This is a genomic window from Methylotuvimicrobium buryatense 5G (genome assembly GCF_000341735.1).
Classification (GTDB): domain Bacteria; phylum Pseudomonadota; class Gammaproteobacteria; order Methylococcales; family Methylomonadaceae; genus Methylotuvimicrobium; species Methylotuvimicrobium buryatense.
In genome coordinates this window covers 3,532,657-3,548,839 of sequence record NZ_KB455575.1, presented here as the reverse complement: position 1 = coordinate 3,548,839, position 16,183 = coordinate 3,532,657, and the positions used below count along the sequence as shown (strand labels likewise).

Sequence of the window (16,183 nt, the reverse complement as noted above, 5' to 3'; positions counted from 1 at the left end):
ACCGGCACGCAAGATGAAGAAAAATCCAGCGGATATCGACGATTTAAGACATGAAGCGGAATCCTTAATCAATTTCGAGCCGAACCATCTCGATGCGGATTTGCCGCTTGATTTGCAGACGCTGTTTCACGAGCTGAATGTGCATCAAATCGAACTGCGCATGCAAAACGAACAGCTCGTAGAAGCGCAGCAACAACTCATTGCTTCAAGAAACGACTTCATTACACTTTTCGACCTAGCGCCGGTAGGTTTTTTAAGACTGGATGAAAAAGGACGCATTTTGCAGTCGAATCAGACCGTGCAAGAAATGCTCGGTAAAAGCCATAGCGAATTACGCGATAAGTTTCTTGCCGCTTTTATTCATGCCGACGACTTGAGTATTTTTAACGCACGTTACAACGCTTTTTATAAAAAGCCGGAGGGAAAGCAAATCGAGTTGAGAGTGCTCGATATGCACAAAAAACCCATTTACGTTGAACTCAGCGGACGCCTGATAAAAAAGCAAGCCGGCGCGAGTGTCGATTTCAACCATGATTGTTTACTGGTCAATATCATTACTATCGGCGAACGCAAAAAAATGGAAGAGCAACTAAAACTTGCCGCGAAAGTGTTCGAGCATAGCCAGGAAAGCATCATGATTACCGCGCCCGATACGACCATTCTCAAAATAAACTTCGCTTTTACCGCGGTAACGGGCTATAAACCGGCCGAAGTCATCGGCCGAACGCCGAAAATTCTCTCCTCCGGGCGACAAAGCCCTGAGTTCTACCGCGATATGTGGCAAAAAATCAACAAAGAAGGCTGTTGGCAAGGCGAAATCTGGAACCGTAGAAAAAATGGAGATTTATACGCCGAATGGCTCAGTATTTGCCGCATCAACGATAAATTCGGTCGCGTCAGTCATTATATCGGCATATTTTCCGACATCACGCTACGCAAACTCAATGAGAAACAAATCGAACAATTGGCTTATTTCGATCCCTTGACCGAACTGCCTAATCGCGCTTTATTGAACGACCGGCTCAAGCAAGGCATCGTTCAAGCGGTACGCCATAAACTATGGCTTTCGGTGTTTTTTCTCGATCTGGATCGCTTCAAAATACTCAACGATACCCTCGGTCATTTTGCCGGCGACTTATTGCTGCAAAATGTGGCTAAACGCCTCAAAAGCTGCGTGCGAGAAAGCGATACGGTCGCGCGTTTCGGTGGCGACGAATTCGTTATTTTATTGACCGATTTCGTCGACGAACAGAGTGCGGCACTACATAGCGCCGAGATCGCCAAAAAAATACTCGATGTGTTATCGCAACCTTTCGATTTATCCGGCAACCAGTTCATCACATCGACGAGTATCGGATTCACGCTATTTCCGAAGGATGGCTCTTCGGTCGATGAATTGATCAAAAACGCGGATGCCGCGATGTATCACGCAAAAGCTTCGGGACGCAATAATTACCAATATTTCTCCGATAATATGCGCTCCGAGGCGCTCACCCGCAGCACGCTTGAAAACGATCTGCATCATGCCCTGCCCAATCATGAGTTTATCGTATACTACCAACCCTTGATCGATTTACAAACAACACCGAATCAAATTATCGGTTTCGAAGCGTTGTTACGCTGGAATCACCCGAGAAAAGGACTGATTTCACCCGATGACTTCATTCCGATTGCCGAAGAAACCGGTATGATCGTTGCAATCGGCGAATGGGTTTTAAAGTCCGCTTGTAAGCAATTCAAGATTTGGCGCGATCAAGATCAACCGCAATTAAAAAAAATCTGCGTCAATCTATCGGCACGACAATTTCTGCAAAATGATTTGGTCCATTCGATCAGGCAGTGCCTGGATAGCACCGGACTTGACGCGAGGTTTTTAGAAATCGAAATCACCGAAACCGTCATGATGCAACATATGTCCGCCGTGATACGCATTTTGCAACAATTGATGCAAATGGGCATAACCGTATCGTTGGACGATTTCGGCACGGGTTATTCCTCGTTAACGTATCTTAAAAAATTTCCGATTAATTCGATCAAGATCGACCGCTCCTTTGTCCGTGACATATTGAACGACCCTGACGATAAAGTGATTGTCCACTCCATCATTTCGATTGCCCGTCACATGCGTTTGGATATCATTGCCGAAGGCATTGAAAATAAAGAACAAGCCACCTACTTGATGCAAGCGGGCTGCCGTTTCGGACAAGGCTTTTTATATTCCAAACCGCTTCCCGCCGATGGATTGATCGATTTATTTCCGATGTTCGACTAAACCTATCGTCCATAACATGAATTGCCTTGTGATAAGGCTTTTTAAAAACTACAATGCCAATCAGTTCTTCTGTCCGCTGGAGGCTTGAAATGCGCAACTCACTCGTATTGACGCTCGGCATTGCCGTTTTGTTCGGTTGCGAGCAATCGACCGAGACACCGAAAACCGACCCGCTCGAGCCTTCTACTTCTCCCCCTCCGCAGACTCAGACCGCTCCTACAATCCGCTATTCCGAAGAAGACAAACTACTAGGTTTACCGCCGGTTCCCATCCCCGAAAACAATCCGCAAACACCGGGCAAGATCGCGCTCGGCGACAAACTTTTTCACGACAAACGCTTTTCGATCGACGGCACGGTCAGTTGCGGGAATTGCCATGACGAAAACAAAACCTTTACCGACAATCTACCCGTCTCGGTCGGCCACAGCGGCAAAACCGGCACACGCAATGCGCCGACGGTGCTGAACGCGGCGTTTTATCATTCCCAATTTTGGGACGGGCGCGAACCCGATCTCGAAAATCAAGCGAAACAGCCATTAATCAACCCGGTCGAACACGGCCTGCCCAATCACGACCCGATTCTCGATATCGTCCGTAGCGATCCGGATTATCAACAGTCTTTTCAAGACGTCTTCGAAGTTGCAGGTGATGCGCTGACGATCGATCATGTCGTACAAGCGATCGCCAGTTTCGAGCGTACTCTTGTCACCGGCAACTCGCCGTTCGACCGTTTCTATTTCAAAGGCGAAACCGATGCGATGACCGATGCGCAAATTCGCGGATTCAACTTATTCATCGGACAAGGCCGGTGCGTCTCTTGCCATGTGATCGAGCAAGATAATGCGACCTTCACCGACAGCCGCTTTCACAATATCGGTATCGGCATCGATCTTATCGAGCAAGACATTCCGGCCTTGTCGCAAGCCTTCCTCGAGGCGAAATATCAGGGTAAAGACGTCGATATCATGGTACTGACCGATCCGAAATCGTCGGAACTCGGCCGCTTCGCGGTCACCGACGAATTGAACAAGATCGGCGCATTCAAGACGCCAACGCTACGCAATGTCGAATTAACCGCGCCCTACATGCATGACGGCAGCGTGAAAACCTTGCGCGAAGTCATGGTGCATTACAACAACGGCGGCGTCTCGGATGCCGGCGCGCGCGTCAACGATTTCTTGAGCGGCGGCATACGTCCGCTCAACTTAACCGGTGCGCAAATCGACGATTTGGTCGAGTTCATGAAAGCATTGACTAGCCCTAAAAAACCGGCCGAACCCGAATCGGCTCTAGCGGTTAATTGAAGGAGACTTGAACGATGAATACGATCCATAAAAGCCGCCGGAGTTTTTTGAAAACAGCGGGAGCCGCAGCCCTTGGCAGCACGTTACCGATCAGCCTGATTGAATTGGCTTTTGCCGACACGGCCGAAAACTTCACGTTCGCCTATATTTCCGATGCCCATATTCAGCATATCGAAGGCACGCGTTTCGTCCGCAATTGGGACCGGGGACTGATTCGCGCAGTGGCAGAAACTAATCTACTGGTACCGAAGCCCGATTTCGTGTTTTTCGGCGGGGATCTGGCCCAACTCGGCACGAAAGCCGAATTGGATCACGGCGCCGAAATCATGTCGGCACTGCGCTATAAAGTCCACTATGTGATGGGCGAGCACGACTATTATCTCGACCTCGGCGACTATTGGGAGCAACTGTTCGGCGCGCAATATTACAGCTTCAATCATAAGGGCGTGCATTTCATCGTATTGAATAGCATCCGAACTTACGACGACTGGACTTTCAACCGCTGGCCGAGCAACGAACAGCGTATGCTGGAAATGGCCGGACTCGACAATCCGAACGGATCGCCGTTCATGGTCGGCGAGGAACAAAGAAACTGGCTCAAATCCGATTTATCCAAAGTCGCCAAAACTACACCGATCGTCGTGTTATCGCATTCGCCGCTGCAAAAAATCTTCAAAGGCTGGAATTTCTGGACCGAAGACGCCGAAGAAATCCAAGCCTTACTCAAGCCCTTCGATAAGGTATCGGTTATATATGGCCATGTACATCAAATCCAATACAACCAAATCGGCAACATCAGCTTCAACTCGGTCATGGCCACCGCATGGCCGTGGCCCTATCCGCAGTCTTACGCTCAAGCCGAGCAATATCTACCGAAATTAACCGTCCCGATGAACCGTGCCGATCCTTTTTTCGAGCGCGACGCAACCGGTTGGCAGTTTATCAATACCAGTAACGGCAATGTCGATCTGCATTACACGCTGTATAACAACACCGCGCGTTCGGTGATCTACAATACTAAAACCAAACAACCGGAAGACAGCGCTTATCAAAGCGAAGACGCACGCATTCCGCCGCAAACGCATTTCTAGGATTCCTACAGGGAGAACCGCATGAAACTCAAACCCATTAAAGCTATCCTGTTGCTGCCGTTGGCGCTGACATTCGCAATGCCCATTGCTTCCGCCGATGAATTTACCGATGCCGATCTGGAACGCTGGCAACAACAATTCATGGGCGTCGTCCAACAAGGCCGAGGCCTATGGACCAGTCCTGAATTAGGTACCAACGGCGTCGCCTGCGCACAGTGCCATCCGAATGCCGCGAACACGCATCCTGAAACTTATCCGAAATTTCAAAAACAGCTAGGTAAAGTCGTGCCGATGTGGGAAATGATCAATTGGTGTCTGAAAAATCCGCTGGAAGGCCAACCGCTCGACGCCGACGACCCGAAAATGACCGCCATTCAGGCTTATGTGACGCACGAACGGCGCGGCGTGAAGCTGGAGCCAGGCAAGCATTGATCTTCTTCATGCTCGGGTTTTGCGCAATTTCGTAAAAACCTATAACTTAGCCGCCTTTCTCGCGGAGCGGGTTATTCAACCCGCTCCGAACGTTCATGAAAGCCTGGCAATCGCCCCAGCAAATGAAAGTGCGAGGCGCTGGGCATTATTACAGCATATTTTTACATATCGAAAAATTAGATAAGGACTTCGGATTTGCGAACTTTCACAGTAACGTTCATGAAGGCCTAGCCATCGCCCCGGCAAATGAAAGTTCTCTGGTGGGGAGGGTACGGTCACTCGCCCGACAGGACGCCGTGAATACGTCCCTGTAGGCTCGACGGCGGCTGTCCCTGCCGCCGACGCCTGTCGGTCGAGCAACCGCACCCTCTCCGGAACCGGCATTTGCTCTGTCGAGCGCCGTATATCGAAAAATTAGATAAAGGGTCTATATCTACGAACTTTCACAGTAACATTCCGATTTGCTTTACTATGGCAGGAATATTTAGGATTTCGCGATAAATAACTTCCGGGAGTTATAACATTCGCACTTCAAATTTCGTTATTACTTAAGGAGGCGCCTGGGTGTTCGGCAAAGGCTTTGCCAGCATAGAGCCTACATGGACGTATTCACGGCGTCCTTTGACGAACACCTCGGTGCCGAATTTTGATCTACGATGGGTATATTTGCCATGAAGTCCTTATATTTTTTCGGCCAAAAAATTTGTGGATAAATTTTTGATGAAAGCGACTACCGGCATGCCGGATATAAAAAATATCTCGGGCGATATCAAGCTTGAGCAAATCGATGCGGATACCTGGTCAATTCACTTGGCCGGCAACTGGACTCAAGGCGCTAATATAAAACCTGTCGAACAAGTATTGGCACAACTTGCAACCGCCACACCCTTTGCGCGATTAACGCTGCAAGCCGGCGATCTCGACCTTTGGGACAGCCGCTTGCCGACGTATCTGCTCGAAATCGTGGACTATTGCCAAACCAAGCGCATCCAACCCGATTTATCGGGCCTGCCGGATGGCGTTCAAGGCCTACTCAATCTGGCTCGAGCCGTTCCGGAACGAGCCGGCGATCGCCGTTCGGCACAACAAACACCGGCCTTGGCTAAAATTGGCAAGATGGTTTTAAGCGGACTGGCCGACGCCAAAGGGCTCGTTATATTTATCGGCGAAACGGTGCAGGCCGGGATTTCGCTAATGCGAGGCAAAGCACGGTTTCGTGCCGTCGATTTATTTTTGTGCATACAAGAGGCGGGCCCCGGAGCCTTGGCGATCGTTACGCTGATCAGTTTATTGGTCGGCCTGATTCTGGCTTTCGTCGGCGCGGTGCAACTGGCGATGTTCGGCGCGCAAATTTTCATTGCCGATCTGGTTGGCTTGGGAACGGTACGCGAAATGGGCGCGTTAATGACGGCGGTCATTATGTCCGGCCGCACGGGAGCAGCCTATGCCGCGCAGTTGGGTACGATGAATGTCAACAGCGAAATAGACGCGCTCAAGACCATGGGCATATCGCCGATGGAGTTTCTAGTGTTGCCGAGAATGTTGGCGTTAATCTTAATGTTGCCGCTGTTGTGTATCTATGCCGACTTTATGGGCATACTCGGCGGAGCCATCGTCACTACCAACGCCTTCGATGTATCCTTGACCCAATATTTTAATCAACTCAGCAAGGCCGTCGATCTCACCGACTTTAGCATAGGTTTATTCAAAAGTTTGGTATTTGCTGTACTGATCGGCACGGCCGGCTGCATGCGAGGCATGCAATGCGGACGCAGCGCCTCGGCGGTCGGCGATGCCGCGACGGCCGCGGTCGTCAACAGCATCGTCTATATCGTCGTGGCCGACTCGATCATCACCTTGATCTGCAATCGGCTGGGCATTTGAAAACATCTCGGAAGTCATCATGAACACGCCTCATATCACGGTAAAGGATTTGACGATGGCTTACGGCGATTTCGTAATTCAGCGCGATTTGAATTTCACGATTAACCGCGGCGATGTTTTCGTAATTATGGGCGGCAGCGGTTGCGGCAAAAGCACGCTGCTCAAACACTTAATCGGCCTTCTGCGACCGGCACAGGGCGATATCATTTACGATCGGCAAAATTTTTGGCGCGCAAGCGATGCGGAACGCATTCGAATCTTGCGGCGCATAGGCGTGCTGTATCAAAGCGGCGCCTTATTCAGCTCGCTTACTTTGGCCGAAAATATTGCCTTGCCGCTCGGCGAATTTACCGATTTCAGCCGCACGGAAATCGCCGATATCGTTTCTTACAAACTCGCCTTGGTAGGCCTTGCAGGTTTCGAAGACTATTATCCTTCTGAAATCAGCGGCGGCATGCAAAAACGGGCAGGACTGGCCAGAGCGATGGCACTCGACCCGGAAATACTGTTTTTCGATGAGCCATCGGCCGGGCTCGACCCTGTCAGCGCAAGGCTTTTGGACGATCTGATCATTAATTTAAGCGATGCATTAGGCACGACGATTGTCGTTGTTACGCACGAACTGGCCAGTATCTTTGCCATTGGCACGAACGCGGTGTTTCTCGACCCCGAAACCAAAACCATGCTGGCAACCGGTTCACCCAAACGCTTGCTGGACGAATCCAAAGATTCCAAAATCATTCAATTCTTGACTCGAGGCGAGGGCAATGTCGAGACAACGCGTTAATAAGGAGCTAGCAGTCTTATGAGTAAACCGATAAACCCATTGGCGATAGGTAGTTTTACGGTCGGAGCGGTCGCACTGGTTATCGTAGCCTTGTTTATGTTTGGCGGCGGCCAGTTTTTTAAATCGGACAAAGTTTACTTCGTGGTGTTCTTCGACTCTTCGCTCAATGGCTTAAATATTGGAGCCCCGGTGAAAATGCAGGGCGTGCAGATCGGCGAAGTTACCGATATCGCATTACAATTCGATAAAACCTCGATCAAGATTTATAAACCCGTCGTGGTGGCGATCGATCGCAGTAGGGTGATAGGCTCGAGTGGTAGAGCCATTACAGACGAAGAACGCCTGGCCCTTCGGGACAGATTGGTTAAGGCCGGATTTCGCGCTCGTCTGGAAACACAAAGCTTATTGACCGGCCTTCTTTATGTCGATGTAGATAAGCACACTAATAAGCCTCCCGTGTTTGCTAAGCTGGAATATAAAGGGATTCCGGAGTTTCCGGGCATCCTAACAACCAGCGACGAAATCCTGCATTCGGCGGAAGAATTCCTCAATCAATTACGCGCATTGCCGCTGGAACAAATCGTCACCGACTTTGCCGACAATTTAAGAGAAATGAAAGACCTGCTGGCATCCGATGAACTCAAGCAATCCCAAGTTTCTCTCGCTCATGCTATGGAGGGAATGGAAAAGGCGGTCGGTACGCTCAATCGCAACCTTGAGCCGATGCTCAAATCTACGCATACGGCTATCGATAATACGAATTTATTGGTCCAAGATTCCAGGTCGATGGTTCAGGATATCAAACCTATTTTGGCTTCCGCTAACAACGCCTTGACTGCCGCGACCGCAGCCTTGAATAAGGCACAGGACTCGGTATCCATGGTCGGCGATACCTTTGGCCCGGAATCGGCTTTAATCGAAACGCTCGAGTCGGTTAACGATGCATCGCGATCGATCAAAATACTGGCCGATTATTTGGAACGGCATCCGGAATCGTTAATTTCCGGCAAACATAACTAGAGAATGTTGAATTATGAATGCAATCCGGCCTTTTTGTTTGCCCGTCTTGACCTGTTTATTCTTATCCTTAACGGGATGCATGGGCGGGACAACTCCGCCTTCTCAATTTTATCTACTCGAACCGATCAATGAAAAAGAAAGCAGTGCTATCGAAACGAGAGCAAAGCCTGTTATCGCACTTGGTCGGGTGCGCATTCCTCGTTATATCGATAGGCCGCAAATTGTCGTCGGAACCGGTGGAAATACCTATCGTTTGAACGAATTCAACCGTTGGGCCGAATCGCTCGATACCAATATAAGCCGCGTACTGACGCAAAATCTTTCAATGCTCGTCCCTGCCGAGGTCGTAGATGCTAGATCTTCAAACTTAGCCAGACAGGCTAAGCTACGCGTCTCATTGACTATTTTGGAGTTTCATGTCGATCGGCATGGACAAGCCGGTTTAACGGCGCAATGGTTCATCAGTCGCGGTCAAGATGTCATACAAAACCGTCAAATAACTTATCGTACTCCGGGATCGACCGATGATTATTCGACCATCGTGGCAGCACTCAATGAATGCCTGAATCGAATGAGCCGCGACTTGTCCGCATCGCTTCAACAAGTACTTCAAGATATGGGAAGTTAGCGAAATCAATCGATGCGTTTCAAAGCCCTGCGTTGGCGGCTTAGAATTTCGGATAAATAACGTCCTGGAGCTATTATCCTAAGGCTCATGAAGGCCAGGTACCCCCCCATAAACGCCAACTTAAAGAAAGGAACGCGTCATTCCGCCAGGGATTGGCGGAATCCAGGGCCACGGATGGCAATGTGTAACTTAGTAATATGCACAAAATAACTTTTACAAGTAGTAGACTTTGTGGCGGTTCGGTAACTCGCTTGACAGGACGCCGTGAATACGTGCATGTAGGCCTGACGGCGGAATCTGATTGCCATGGATGGCATGAATGCAGATTTTGCAGGTGCAAAAATCTGCCCTGCCGCCAACACCTGTCAATCGAGCCACCGCCCCCCTTCCAACAGTTGTCTAAGTTATTTCATGCTCGTTCCTTAGCATCCATGCAACATGGATATCGACAACCCATACCGATAACCATAAACGCACCATAGAATAGGCACTAAGTCGGCGCTTATGGGTACCAACCCGAATAAAGAGTTCGGAATGGAGCGGATGCTGTCAGGACACCGTAAACTCAACACCTAAATGCCATAGCCCATGATTGATTACATATAAAATTAGGTGCTGGGTAAATACGCCCCTAGGCTTTAAGTCGGCTCGAACGCAAAGGATGGCGTACCGCCGATATCCTAGCCAAACATGCTCCACAGCCTTTTTACTCTCAAACTTCGAATTGCTGCCTCCTTAAGCATCGCCGAAATTTGAAATGCGAAAGGTATAATATCCCGCAGATTTTTCACTTGGTTTTTTTTCGGCACTACCGTTACCTCTTTGCGAACATGAACACAGTCCTAACCGGCATTCTGGTTTATATATCGGCACAGCTTTTAATCGGCGTTTTCGTTTCGAAAAAAATCAATACGGAAGACGATTATTTATTGGCCGGACGCAGTCTCGGCGTAGGTCTTGCGACACTGAGCGTGTTCGCGACTTGGTTCGGCGCCGAAACCTGTATCGGCGCGGCTGGTGCTGTTTATGAGGAAGGCCTGTCCGGCGCGACGCTCGATCCTTTCGGTTATTCGCTCTGTCTGGTTTTGATGGGCTTAGTGTTTTCGATTCCATTGTGGCGCCGGCAATTGACCACCTTGGCTGATTTGTTTAGGCAACGCTATTCGCCGCGGGTTGAAAAACTTGCGGTATTGATGATGGTGCCCGGTACGATCATGTGGGCCGCCGCTCAAATTCGGGCATTCGGACAGGTGTTATCGGCTACGTCCGGCTTCGAAGTCGAGCTGACGATCGCCTGCGCGGCGCTGGTCGTGATTGTCTATACGATGTACGGCGGTTTGATGGCTGATGTCATCACTGATGCGGTGCAAGGTGTCGCTCTGATCATAGGTCTTTCGATTTTATTGGCGATTGTGTTGACCGCCGGAGGAGGCTGGCAGCCTTCGATTGACTCGATAGAACCGGAGCGTTTGGTTTTATTCAAAACCGCCGAGAATGAAAACTGGCTGGATATTATGGAACACTGGATGATTCCAATCGGCGGATCGGTAATCGCACAAGAACTGGTATCTCGGGTACTGGCTTGCCGTTCGCCGCAAATCGCACGTCAAGCTTGTTTGGCCGGCGGTCTATTGTATCTTTCGGTCGGCTTGATCCCGGTCTTGATCGGCTTACTCGGTTATCGCTTGTTACCCGGCCTGGCACAGCCCGAACAAATCTTGCCGCAATTGGCGCAGAATTATTTACCAACGTTTTTATATGTCATTTTTGCCGGTGCGTTGATTTCGGCGATTTTGTCCACCGTCGATAGCGCACTCATGGCTGCCTCGGCGCTCCTGTCGCATAACCTAATCGTGCCGTTGCTTGGTACGATCGACGAAAGCCGAAAAGTTCGGATTGCAAGACTGACTGTACTAGTCGGCGGCATGGTCGCTTACTGGCTTGCCTTGCAAACCGACCGCGTTCACAGCCTAGTCGAGCAAGCTTCGGCATTCGGCAGCGCTGGGATCGTAACCGTAGTCGTGTTCGGCTTATTCACGCGCTTCGGCGGTGCTTACAGCGCTGCCGGGTCACTTTTAGCCGGAACCGTCATTTGGACTGCCGGACACTATGCATTCGATTTGAAAACACCTTATCTCATCGCACTCGGCGGTGCAATTGCGGTTTATTCGGCGATTGCGCTTTTTGAACTGAAACGTCATAAAATTTCCCGTTTATGATTTCGATATCGTCTCGATTCGGAAATCATAGGCAAAACCCAAATTGATAAACGCGACACAACATTCATGAATCAAGTAAGACCCGACAACAATAATGACGTACTCTGCGCCTGTAGCGGCACAACCGACCGGCAAATTCGCCGGCTCATCGATGAAGGCATTACGGACCCTGAAAGGCTGTCGAGAATTACCGGCGCTTGCTCTGGTTGCGGTTCTTGCGAATCTACACTGATGGCTTTGTTAAACACAGTAAGCTTTAAAGAACCGCTCGTTTGAGAACCGCTTTTCAGAGGCATTGACAGCAGCAATTCCCAATTTGGAGATCAAAAAGGGTGTGGGGTATGCTTGGCGAGGATGTCGGCAGCAGGGCAGATTTTTGCTCCTCGGCAATTGCTGAGTTACATGGATGTAATGAATGCAGAAAATGCAGGAGCATTTTTCTGCCCTGCATTGCCCTACTACACGCCATCCTTGGCGTTCGAGCTGCCGCCAAGCACCCATGGATGGGTTTACGGCGTTCCTCGACAGGCATACCCCACACCCTAAAATCGGCGAAACTGCTCAAACTGGGAATTGCTGCATTGACAGGACGGGGTTGCAATTACGTCCTAAACGTTTTTTGGGTTTATCCGCCTAAGGAATCAAAGCCGAACGTAGCAGATTCGAAGTCGCTTGCCCGCTTGTGGTGCTGACGTAGTCGACAACCACGGGAACAAACTGATTAACCATACCCGGCGATAAATTCAGTTGCCTGAACGACGAATAAAGCGACTGCATGGTACCGATAGTTCCACCGGCACCTCCCAGCATTGCAGCTCCACCGACCTGCGGCGCTGCAGCGAGCATTTCCGACATACCAGGAACGGATTGCGACAAGCCGGCGAATGCTTGTTGCGTCATATTCGTTTTGGCGGCTTGAAATATTGCGCCGGCCCCACCCAGTGCTTGCTGCTGGGTAACGCCCAATTGACCGACTAGCGCTTCGGTTAAAGCGGTTTGTGTAGCGGGCACGCTACTGGCGATCGCTGTTCCGGCCTCGATCGTTTGCCTTCCCGTTTGCGCAGTCTGACCAATCGTCGCCAGACCGCTGTCGACCTTACCAATGACACTCTGCCCGCTATCCGAAGTGCCGGCGCAACCGGCTGTCAGAATTGAAATGAATAAGGGTGCGATATATTTGTAATGTTTTTTTATCATAATGTCCTCTCAACGATAGCGTCGAGACATTCGGGGTAGTCTACCGATGTCTCAACAAATGTTCGGCCTCGTTCTTCATAGCGACCGAATGACAAATCTTACAATAATGATTTCGTGATAAATAACGTCCTGAAACTATGAGCTTTGTCGAGGTTTCAGTAACTCGCTTGACAGGGTGCCGTGAATACATCCGTGTAGACTTGACGGCGGCTGCCTGCCGCCGACACCTGTCAATCGAGTTACCGAAACCTCCATAAAATAGGGACGTTATTTGCGACCAAATCCTAAGCGATGCCTATGCAAGACTCTATTTTTCTAACAGTCATGTTAAACGCACAAGAACCGAAAACCAAATTTAATTCCTAAGTCTATGATGTTTTATTTCGGTTGATATAACTCCAATTAGGAATTCCTATTTAAAAAAAGTTCCTCGATAACAACAGTGCCTTTTTAACGGAAAATGCTAAAATCGCCGCTCGTTATTTCTTATCAAGGATTTTTATGACACAAATCAAGATTGAACATCAACCCAGCGAAGCCCGTTTGGAAGAATTAGGCGTCTCGGATTGGGCTATTTGGGAAAAAGAAGTCTCCAAGTTCTCGATCGACTTCGACGAAACCGAAACGGCCTATATTCTCGAAGGCGAGATCATTGTTACGCCTGAAGGCGGCGAGCCGGTTCGCATTCTTCCCGGCGACTTGGTCGTTTTCCCCGAAGGTTTGAACAGCGATTGGGAAGTCGTTAAACCATTGCGCAAACATTACAGCTACGATTAAACCTGCTTGAAGCGGGCTTGCGATTTTGCAAGCCCCAAAATTAATCAGGGTGATTGGCTCATTTTTTCCGGTTCAGGCGTAGCGAATTAACGATGACCGACACCGAGCTGAGAGCCATCGCTGCCGAGGCGATGGCCGGATTAAGCTTACCGGCCACTGCAAACGGTATTGCAATCGCGTTATAACCGAATGCCCAAATCAGATTTTGTTTGATAATACTTAGCGTATTCTCGCTCAATTCGATGGCATCGGCGATTTTGCCGATATCGCCGTCCAACAGCACCAAGTCGGCTGCTTCTATGGCGATATCGGTGCCTTTATCGATCACCAGGCTGACATTCGCGGCCGCGAGCGCCGGCGCATCGTTAATGCCGTCGCCGATCATCGCGACTTTGTGCCCGCTTTCGCGTAATTGACGAATCAGCGCTAATTTTTTAGCGGGATCCGCTTCGGAATACACGGTAACGATTCCTACCTGCTCGGAAATATGCCGGGCCGCCAGTTCGGTATCGCCGGTCACCATCCAGGTATCGATCCCGGCTTGATGCAACTGCTCGACAACTTGACGGGCGTTCGAACGTATCGTATCGGTAGCGGCAAACAACGCCGCCGCGCGCCGATCGATTGCAAGAAAAACCAAGGTCTTGCCTTGCTGAGCCAGTTTTTTTGAGGTCGCTTTAAGCGGTGTTAGATCGATCTGGTGTTGTTTCATCCAAAGATCGCTGCCAAGCAATAATTGGCGGTCACCGATTTGAGCGCGAATGCCCCGATCCGGCGCATTATGAAATTGCGAGGATTCTTCTATTTCCATGCCACGCTCTTTAGCGTAGCGTACAATCGCTTGACCTAAAAAATGTTCCGAATTGAACTCCGCTGACGCCGCAAGCTGCAACAGACGCTCGTCGTCGAAATCCGATACATTGAACAAGTCGGTTATTTCGGCAATACCTTCAGTGATCGTCCCGGTTTTGTCGAATAAAACGGTATCGATGGACGCCGCCGTTTCTAGGACTTCGCCATTCCTGATATAAATGCCGCGCCTGGCCGCCTGACCGGTTCCCACCATCGTTGCCGCCGGTGTTGCCAAACCGAGCGCGCATGGACATGAAATCAACAATACGGCAATCGCATTGGACAAAGCATGCGCTACCCGCTCACCAGCCAACAACCAGCCTCCGAAGGTGACTCCCGACAATACGATCACCGACGGCACGAAAACCGATGCGACGCTATCGACGGTTTTTTGGATTTTCAATTTCGACGCCTGAGCCTGGTCAACCATATGAATCAAACCCGACAAGAAGGTATCCTTGCCGGTTGCGGTGGCGCGCATTTGCAGTACGCCGCTGCCGTTGATGCTGCCATCGTAGAGTCTATGGCCGGGCTCTTTGATCGCGGGCATCGCCGAGCCGGTTACCATTGCTTCGTTGACGCTGGATAACCCTTTGATCACTTCGCCGTCTGCCGGAATGCGCTCGCCCGGCCTGATCAGAAGAATGTTGCCGATCTCGATTTGTTCGGCCATGATTTTTAATTCTTTGCCGTCTTTGAGCAATGTCGCTTGATGAGGCTGTAGATTCACCAATTTGCGTATGTCTTGAACCGCCCGATTTTTTGCTAGTTCTTCCAGATAACGGCCTACCGTCACAAAATCGATAATCGCGGTCGCTGCACCGAAATAGACATGACGGGAGGGACGAAATAATGCCGGAATGCTGTAGGTATAAGCCGCGCCAACACCTAGCGCAACCAAACTATCCATCTCGGCAGCGCCGCGCTTGGCTTGATTAAACGCTTTTTTGAAAATGTCTCGGCCGCCGCCGATAATAGCTGCACCGGCTAAAACGGCTTGTATCAATAAGAGTGTGCGCGATTTTGAGCCGATCGCACTCAGTAACCATACCGGCACGCTCAATTTGCCCAGCGCCAGTATTTGCCGTTTGGCTTTATGTAAATGCTTGCGCTCAAGATCGAATAATAATTTTCGTTCGGCCAAGGAATCGATCGAAAAGCCCTGATAGCCATTGTCCGCGATAATTTTGAATAATTTATCTTTCGGCAAGTAAGTTTTGATCCGCGCGGTTTCGGAAATGTAATTGACACTGGCGTGAAGCACATCGGGCTGCCGTTGCAGGACCATTTCCAAATATAATGCGCAGGAGGCGCAGCTCATATCGCCGACACCGATGACATAGTCTTGAGCAAGTTTGTCGGAATAATTTTTATCCCGCTTTAGGCTTTTCAGCACTTCGCGCGGTTGCACGCCGATATTGGCGATTACGGCATCTAGCAGACGCAATAGATTTTCGAACGGCAATTTTTCCGGATCGTAAAATATTGTTAACGACCCAATCTGCGGCGTGATATTGACCGATTCAACGCCTTCGCGTTTCAACAATAGAATTTGCAAGATATAAGCACGCTCTCGATCTTTTCGTAAACTCGGAACGATGATGCGGAGCCGTTTGTTTAAGCGGTGTGCAATCGAAAAATGCTTGGTCGGTTGTATCGTATCCATATTGCCCATTTTTATGTTTCCGTCGGCCATTTAACTATCCGCTTCAGCATAACC

Annotated in this window: 13 protein-coding genes; 11 read left to right on the top strand and 2 right to left on the bottom strand. The window is 49.8% G+C overall.

Features of this window, described 5'->3' with window-relative positions; all coding sequences use genetic code 11:
• The first annotated feature begins 13 nt into the window (after nucleotides 1–13).
• The 10 genes from METBU_RS24390 to METBU_RS0115985 all read left to right on the top strand — a co-directional run bounded on the left by METBU_RS24390 (nucleotide 14) and on the right by METBU_RS0115985 (nucleotide 11,913).
• Nucleotides 14–2,272 carry a sensor domain-containing protein gene (locus METBU_RS24390; protein ID WP_017841590.1) on the top strand — a complete coding sequence of 753 codons (2,259 nt, stop codon included), beginning with the start codon at nucleotides 14–16 and terminating at the stop codon, nucleotides 2,270–2,272.
• An 89-nt stretch (nucleotides 2,273–2,361) separates the two neighbouring features.
• Entirely contained in the window at nucleotides 2,362–3,576 is a 1,215-nt protein-coding gene (locus tag METBU_RS0116030; protein WP_017841589.1) for a cytochrome-c peroxidase, read from the top strand.
• Between the two features lie 14 nt (nucleotides 3,577–3,590).
• Nucleotides 3,591–4,667 (top strand): metallophosphoesterase, encoded by a 1,077-nt coding sequence (locus METBU_RS0116025; protein WP_014150234.1) that lies wholly within the window; start codon nucleotides 3,591–3,593, stop codon nucleotides 4,665–4,667.
• A gap of 21 nt (nucleotides 4,668–4,688) precedes the next feature.
• A complete protein-coding gene (locus METBU_RS0116020) occupies nucleotides 4,689–5,099 on the top strand; it encodes a hypothetical protein (RefSeq protein WP_017841588.1) in 411 nt (136 codons plus the stop codon).
• 720 nt (nucleotides 5,100–5,819) lie between these two features.
• Complete coding sequence (locus METBU_RS0116010) at nucleotides 5,820–6,983, top strand: MlaE family ABC transporter permease (RefSeq protein WP_014150231.1); 1,164 nt, start codon at nucleotides 5,820–5,822, stop codon at nucleotides 6,981–6,983.
• A gap of 19 nt (nucleotides 6,984–7,002) precedes the next feature.
• Nucleotides 7,003–7,770, top strand: a complete 768-nt coding sequence (locus METBU_RS0116005) for an ABC transporter ATP-binding protein (protein WP_017841587.1) — start codon at nucleotides 7,003–7,005, stop codon at nucleotides 7,768–7,770.
• Nucleotides 7,771–7,788: 18 nt separating this feature from the next.
• On the top strand, nucleotides 7,789–8,790 hold the full coding sequence (locus METBU_RS0116000) for an MlaD family protein (protein ID WP_017841586.1): 1,002 nt from the start codon (nucleotides 7,789–7,791) through the stop codon (nucleotides 8,788–8,790).
• A gap of 13 nt (nucleotides 8,791–8,803) precedes the next feature.
• Entirely contained in the window at nucleotides 8,804–9,418 is a 615-nt protein-coding gene (locus METBU_RS0115995) for a PqiC family protein (RefSeq protein WP_017841585.1), read from the top strand.
• An 830-nt stretch (nucleotides 9,419–10,248) separates the two neighbouring features.
• The gene (locus tag METBU_RS0115990) at nucleotides 10,249–11,637 is read left to right on the top strand and encodes a high affinity choline transporter 1 (RefSeq protein ID WP_017841584.1); all 1,389 of its coding nucleotides are present in this window, start codon (nucleotides 10,249–10,251) and stop codon (nucleotides 11,635–11,637) included.
• A 66-nt stretch (nucleotides 11,638–11,703) separates the two neighbouring features.
• Complete coding sequence (locus tag METBU_RS0115985) at nucleotides 11,704–11,913, top strand: (2Fe-2S)-binding protein (protein WP_017841583.1); 210 nt, start codon at nucleotides 11,704–11,706, stop codon at nucleotides 11,911–11,913.
• A gap of 357 nt (nucleotides 11,914–12,270) precedes the next feature.
• On the opposite strand, the gene METBU_RS0115980 is transcribed toward METBU_RS0115985, so the two are convergent.
• Nucleotides 12,271–12,834: a DUF2780 domain-containing protein gene (locus tag METBU_RS0115980; protein WP_017841582.1), complete on the bottom strand. Its 564-nt coding sequence runs from the start codon at nucleotides 12,832–12,834 to the stop codon at nucleotides 12,271–12,273.
• Between the two features lie 501 nt (nucleotides 12,835–13,335).
• On the opposite strand from METBU_RS0115980, the gene METBU_RS0115975 reads away from it, so the two are divergent.
• Complete coding sequence (locus METBU_RS0115975) at nucleotides 13,336–13,611, top strand: cupin domain-containing protein (RefSeq protein ID WP_017841581.1); 276 nt, start codon at nucleotides 13,336–13,338, stop codon at nucleotides 13,609–13,611.
• 58 nt (nucleotides 13,612–13,669) lie between these two features.
• Here the strand turns inward: METBU_RS0115975 and METBU_RS0115970 are convergent, their stop codons facing one another.
• Nucleotides 13,670–16,159 carry a heavy metal translocating P-type ATPase gene (locus METBU_RS0115970; protein WP_017841580.1) on the bottom strand — a complete coding sequence of 830 codons (2,490 nt, stop codon included), beginning with the start codon at nucleotides 16,157–16,159 and terminating at the stop codon, nucleotides 13,670–13,672.
• Nucleotides 16,160–16,183 lie beyond the last annotated feature (24 nt).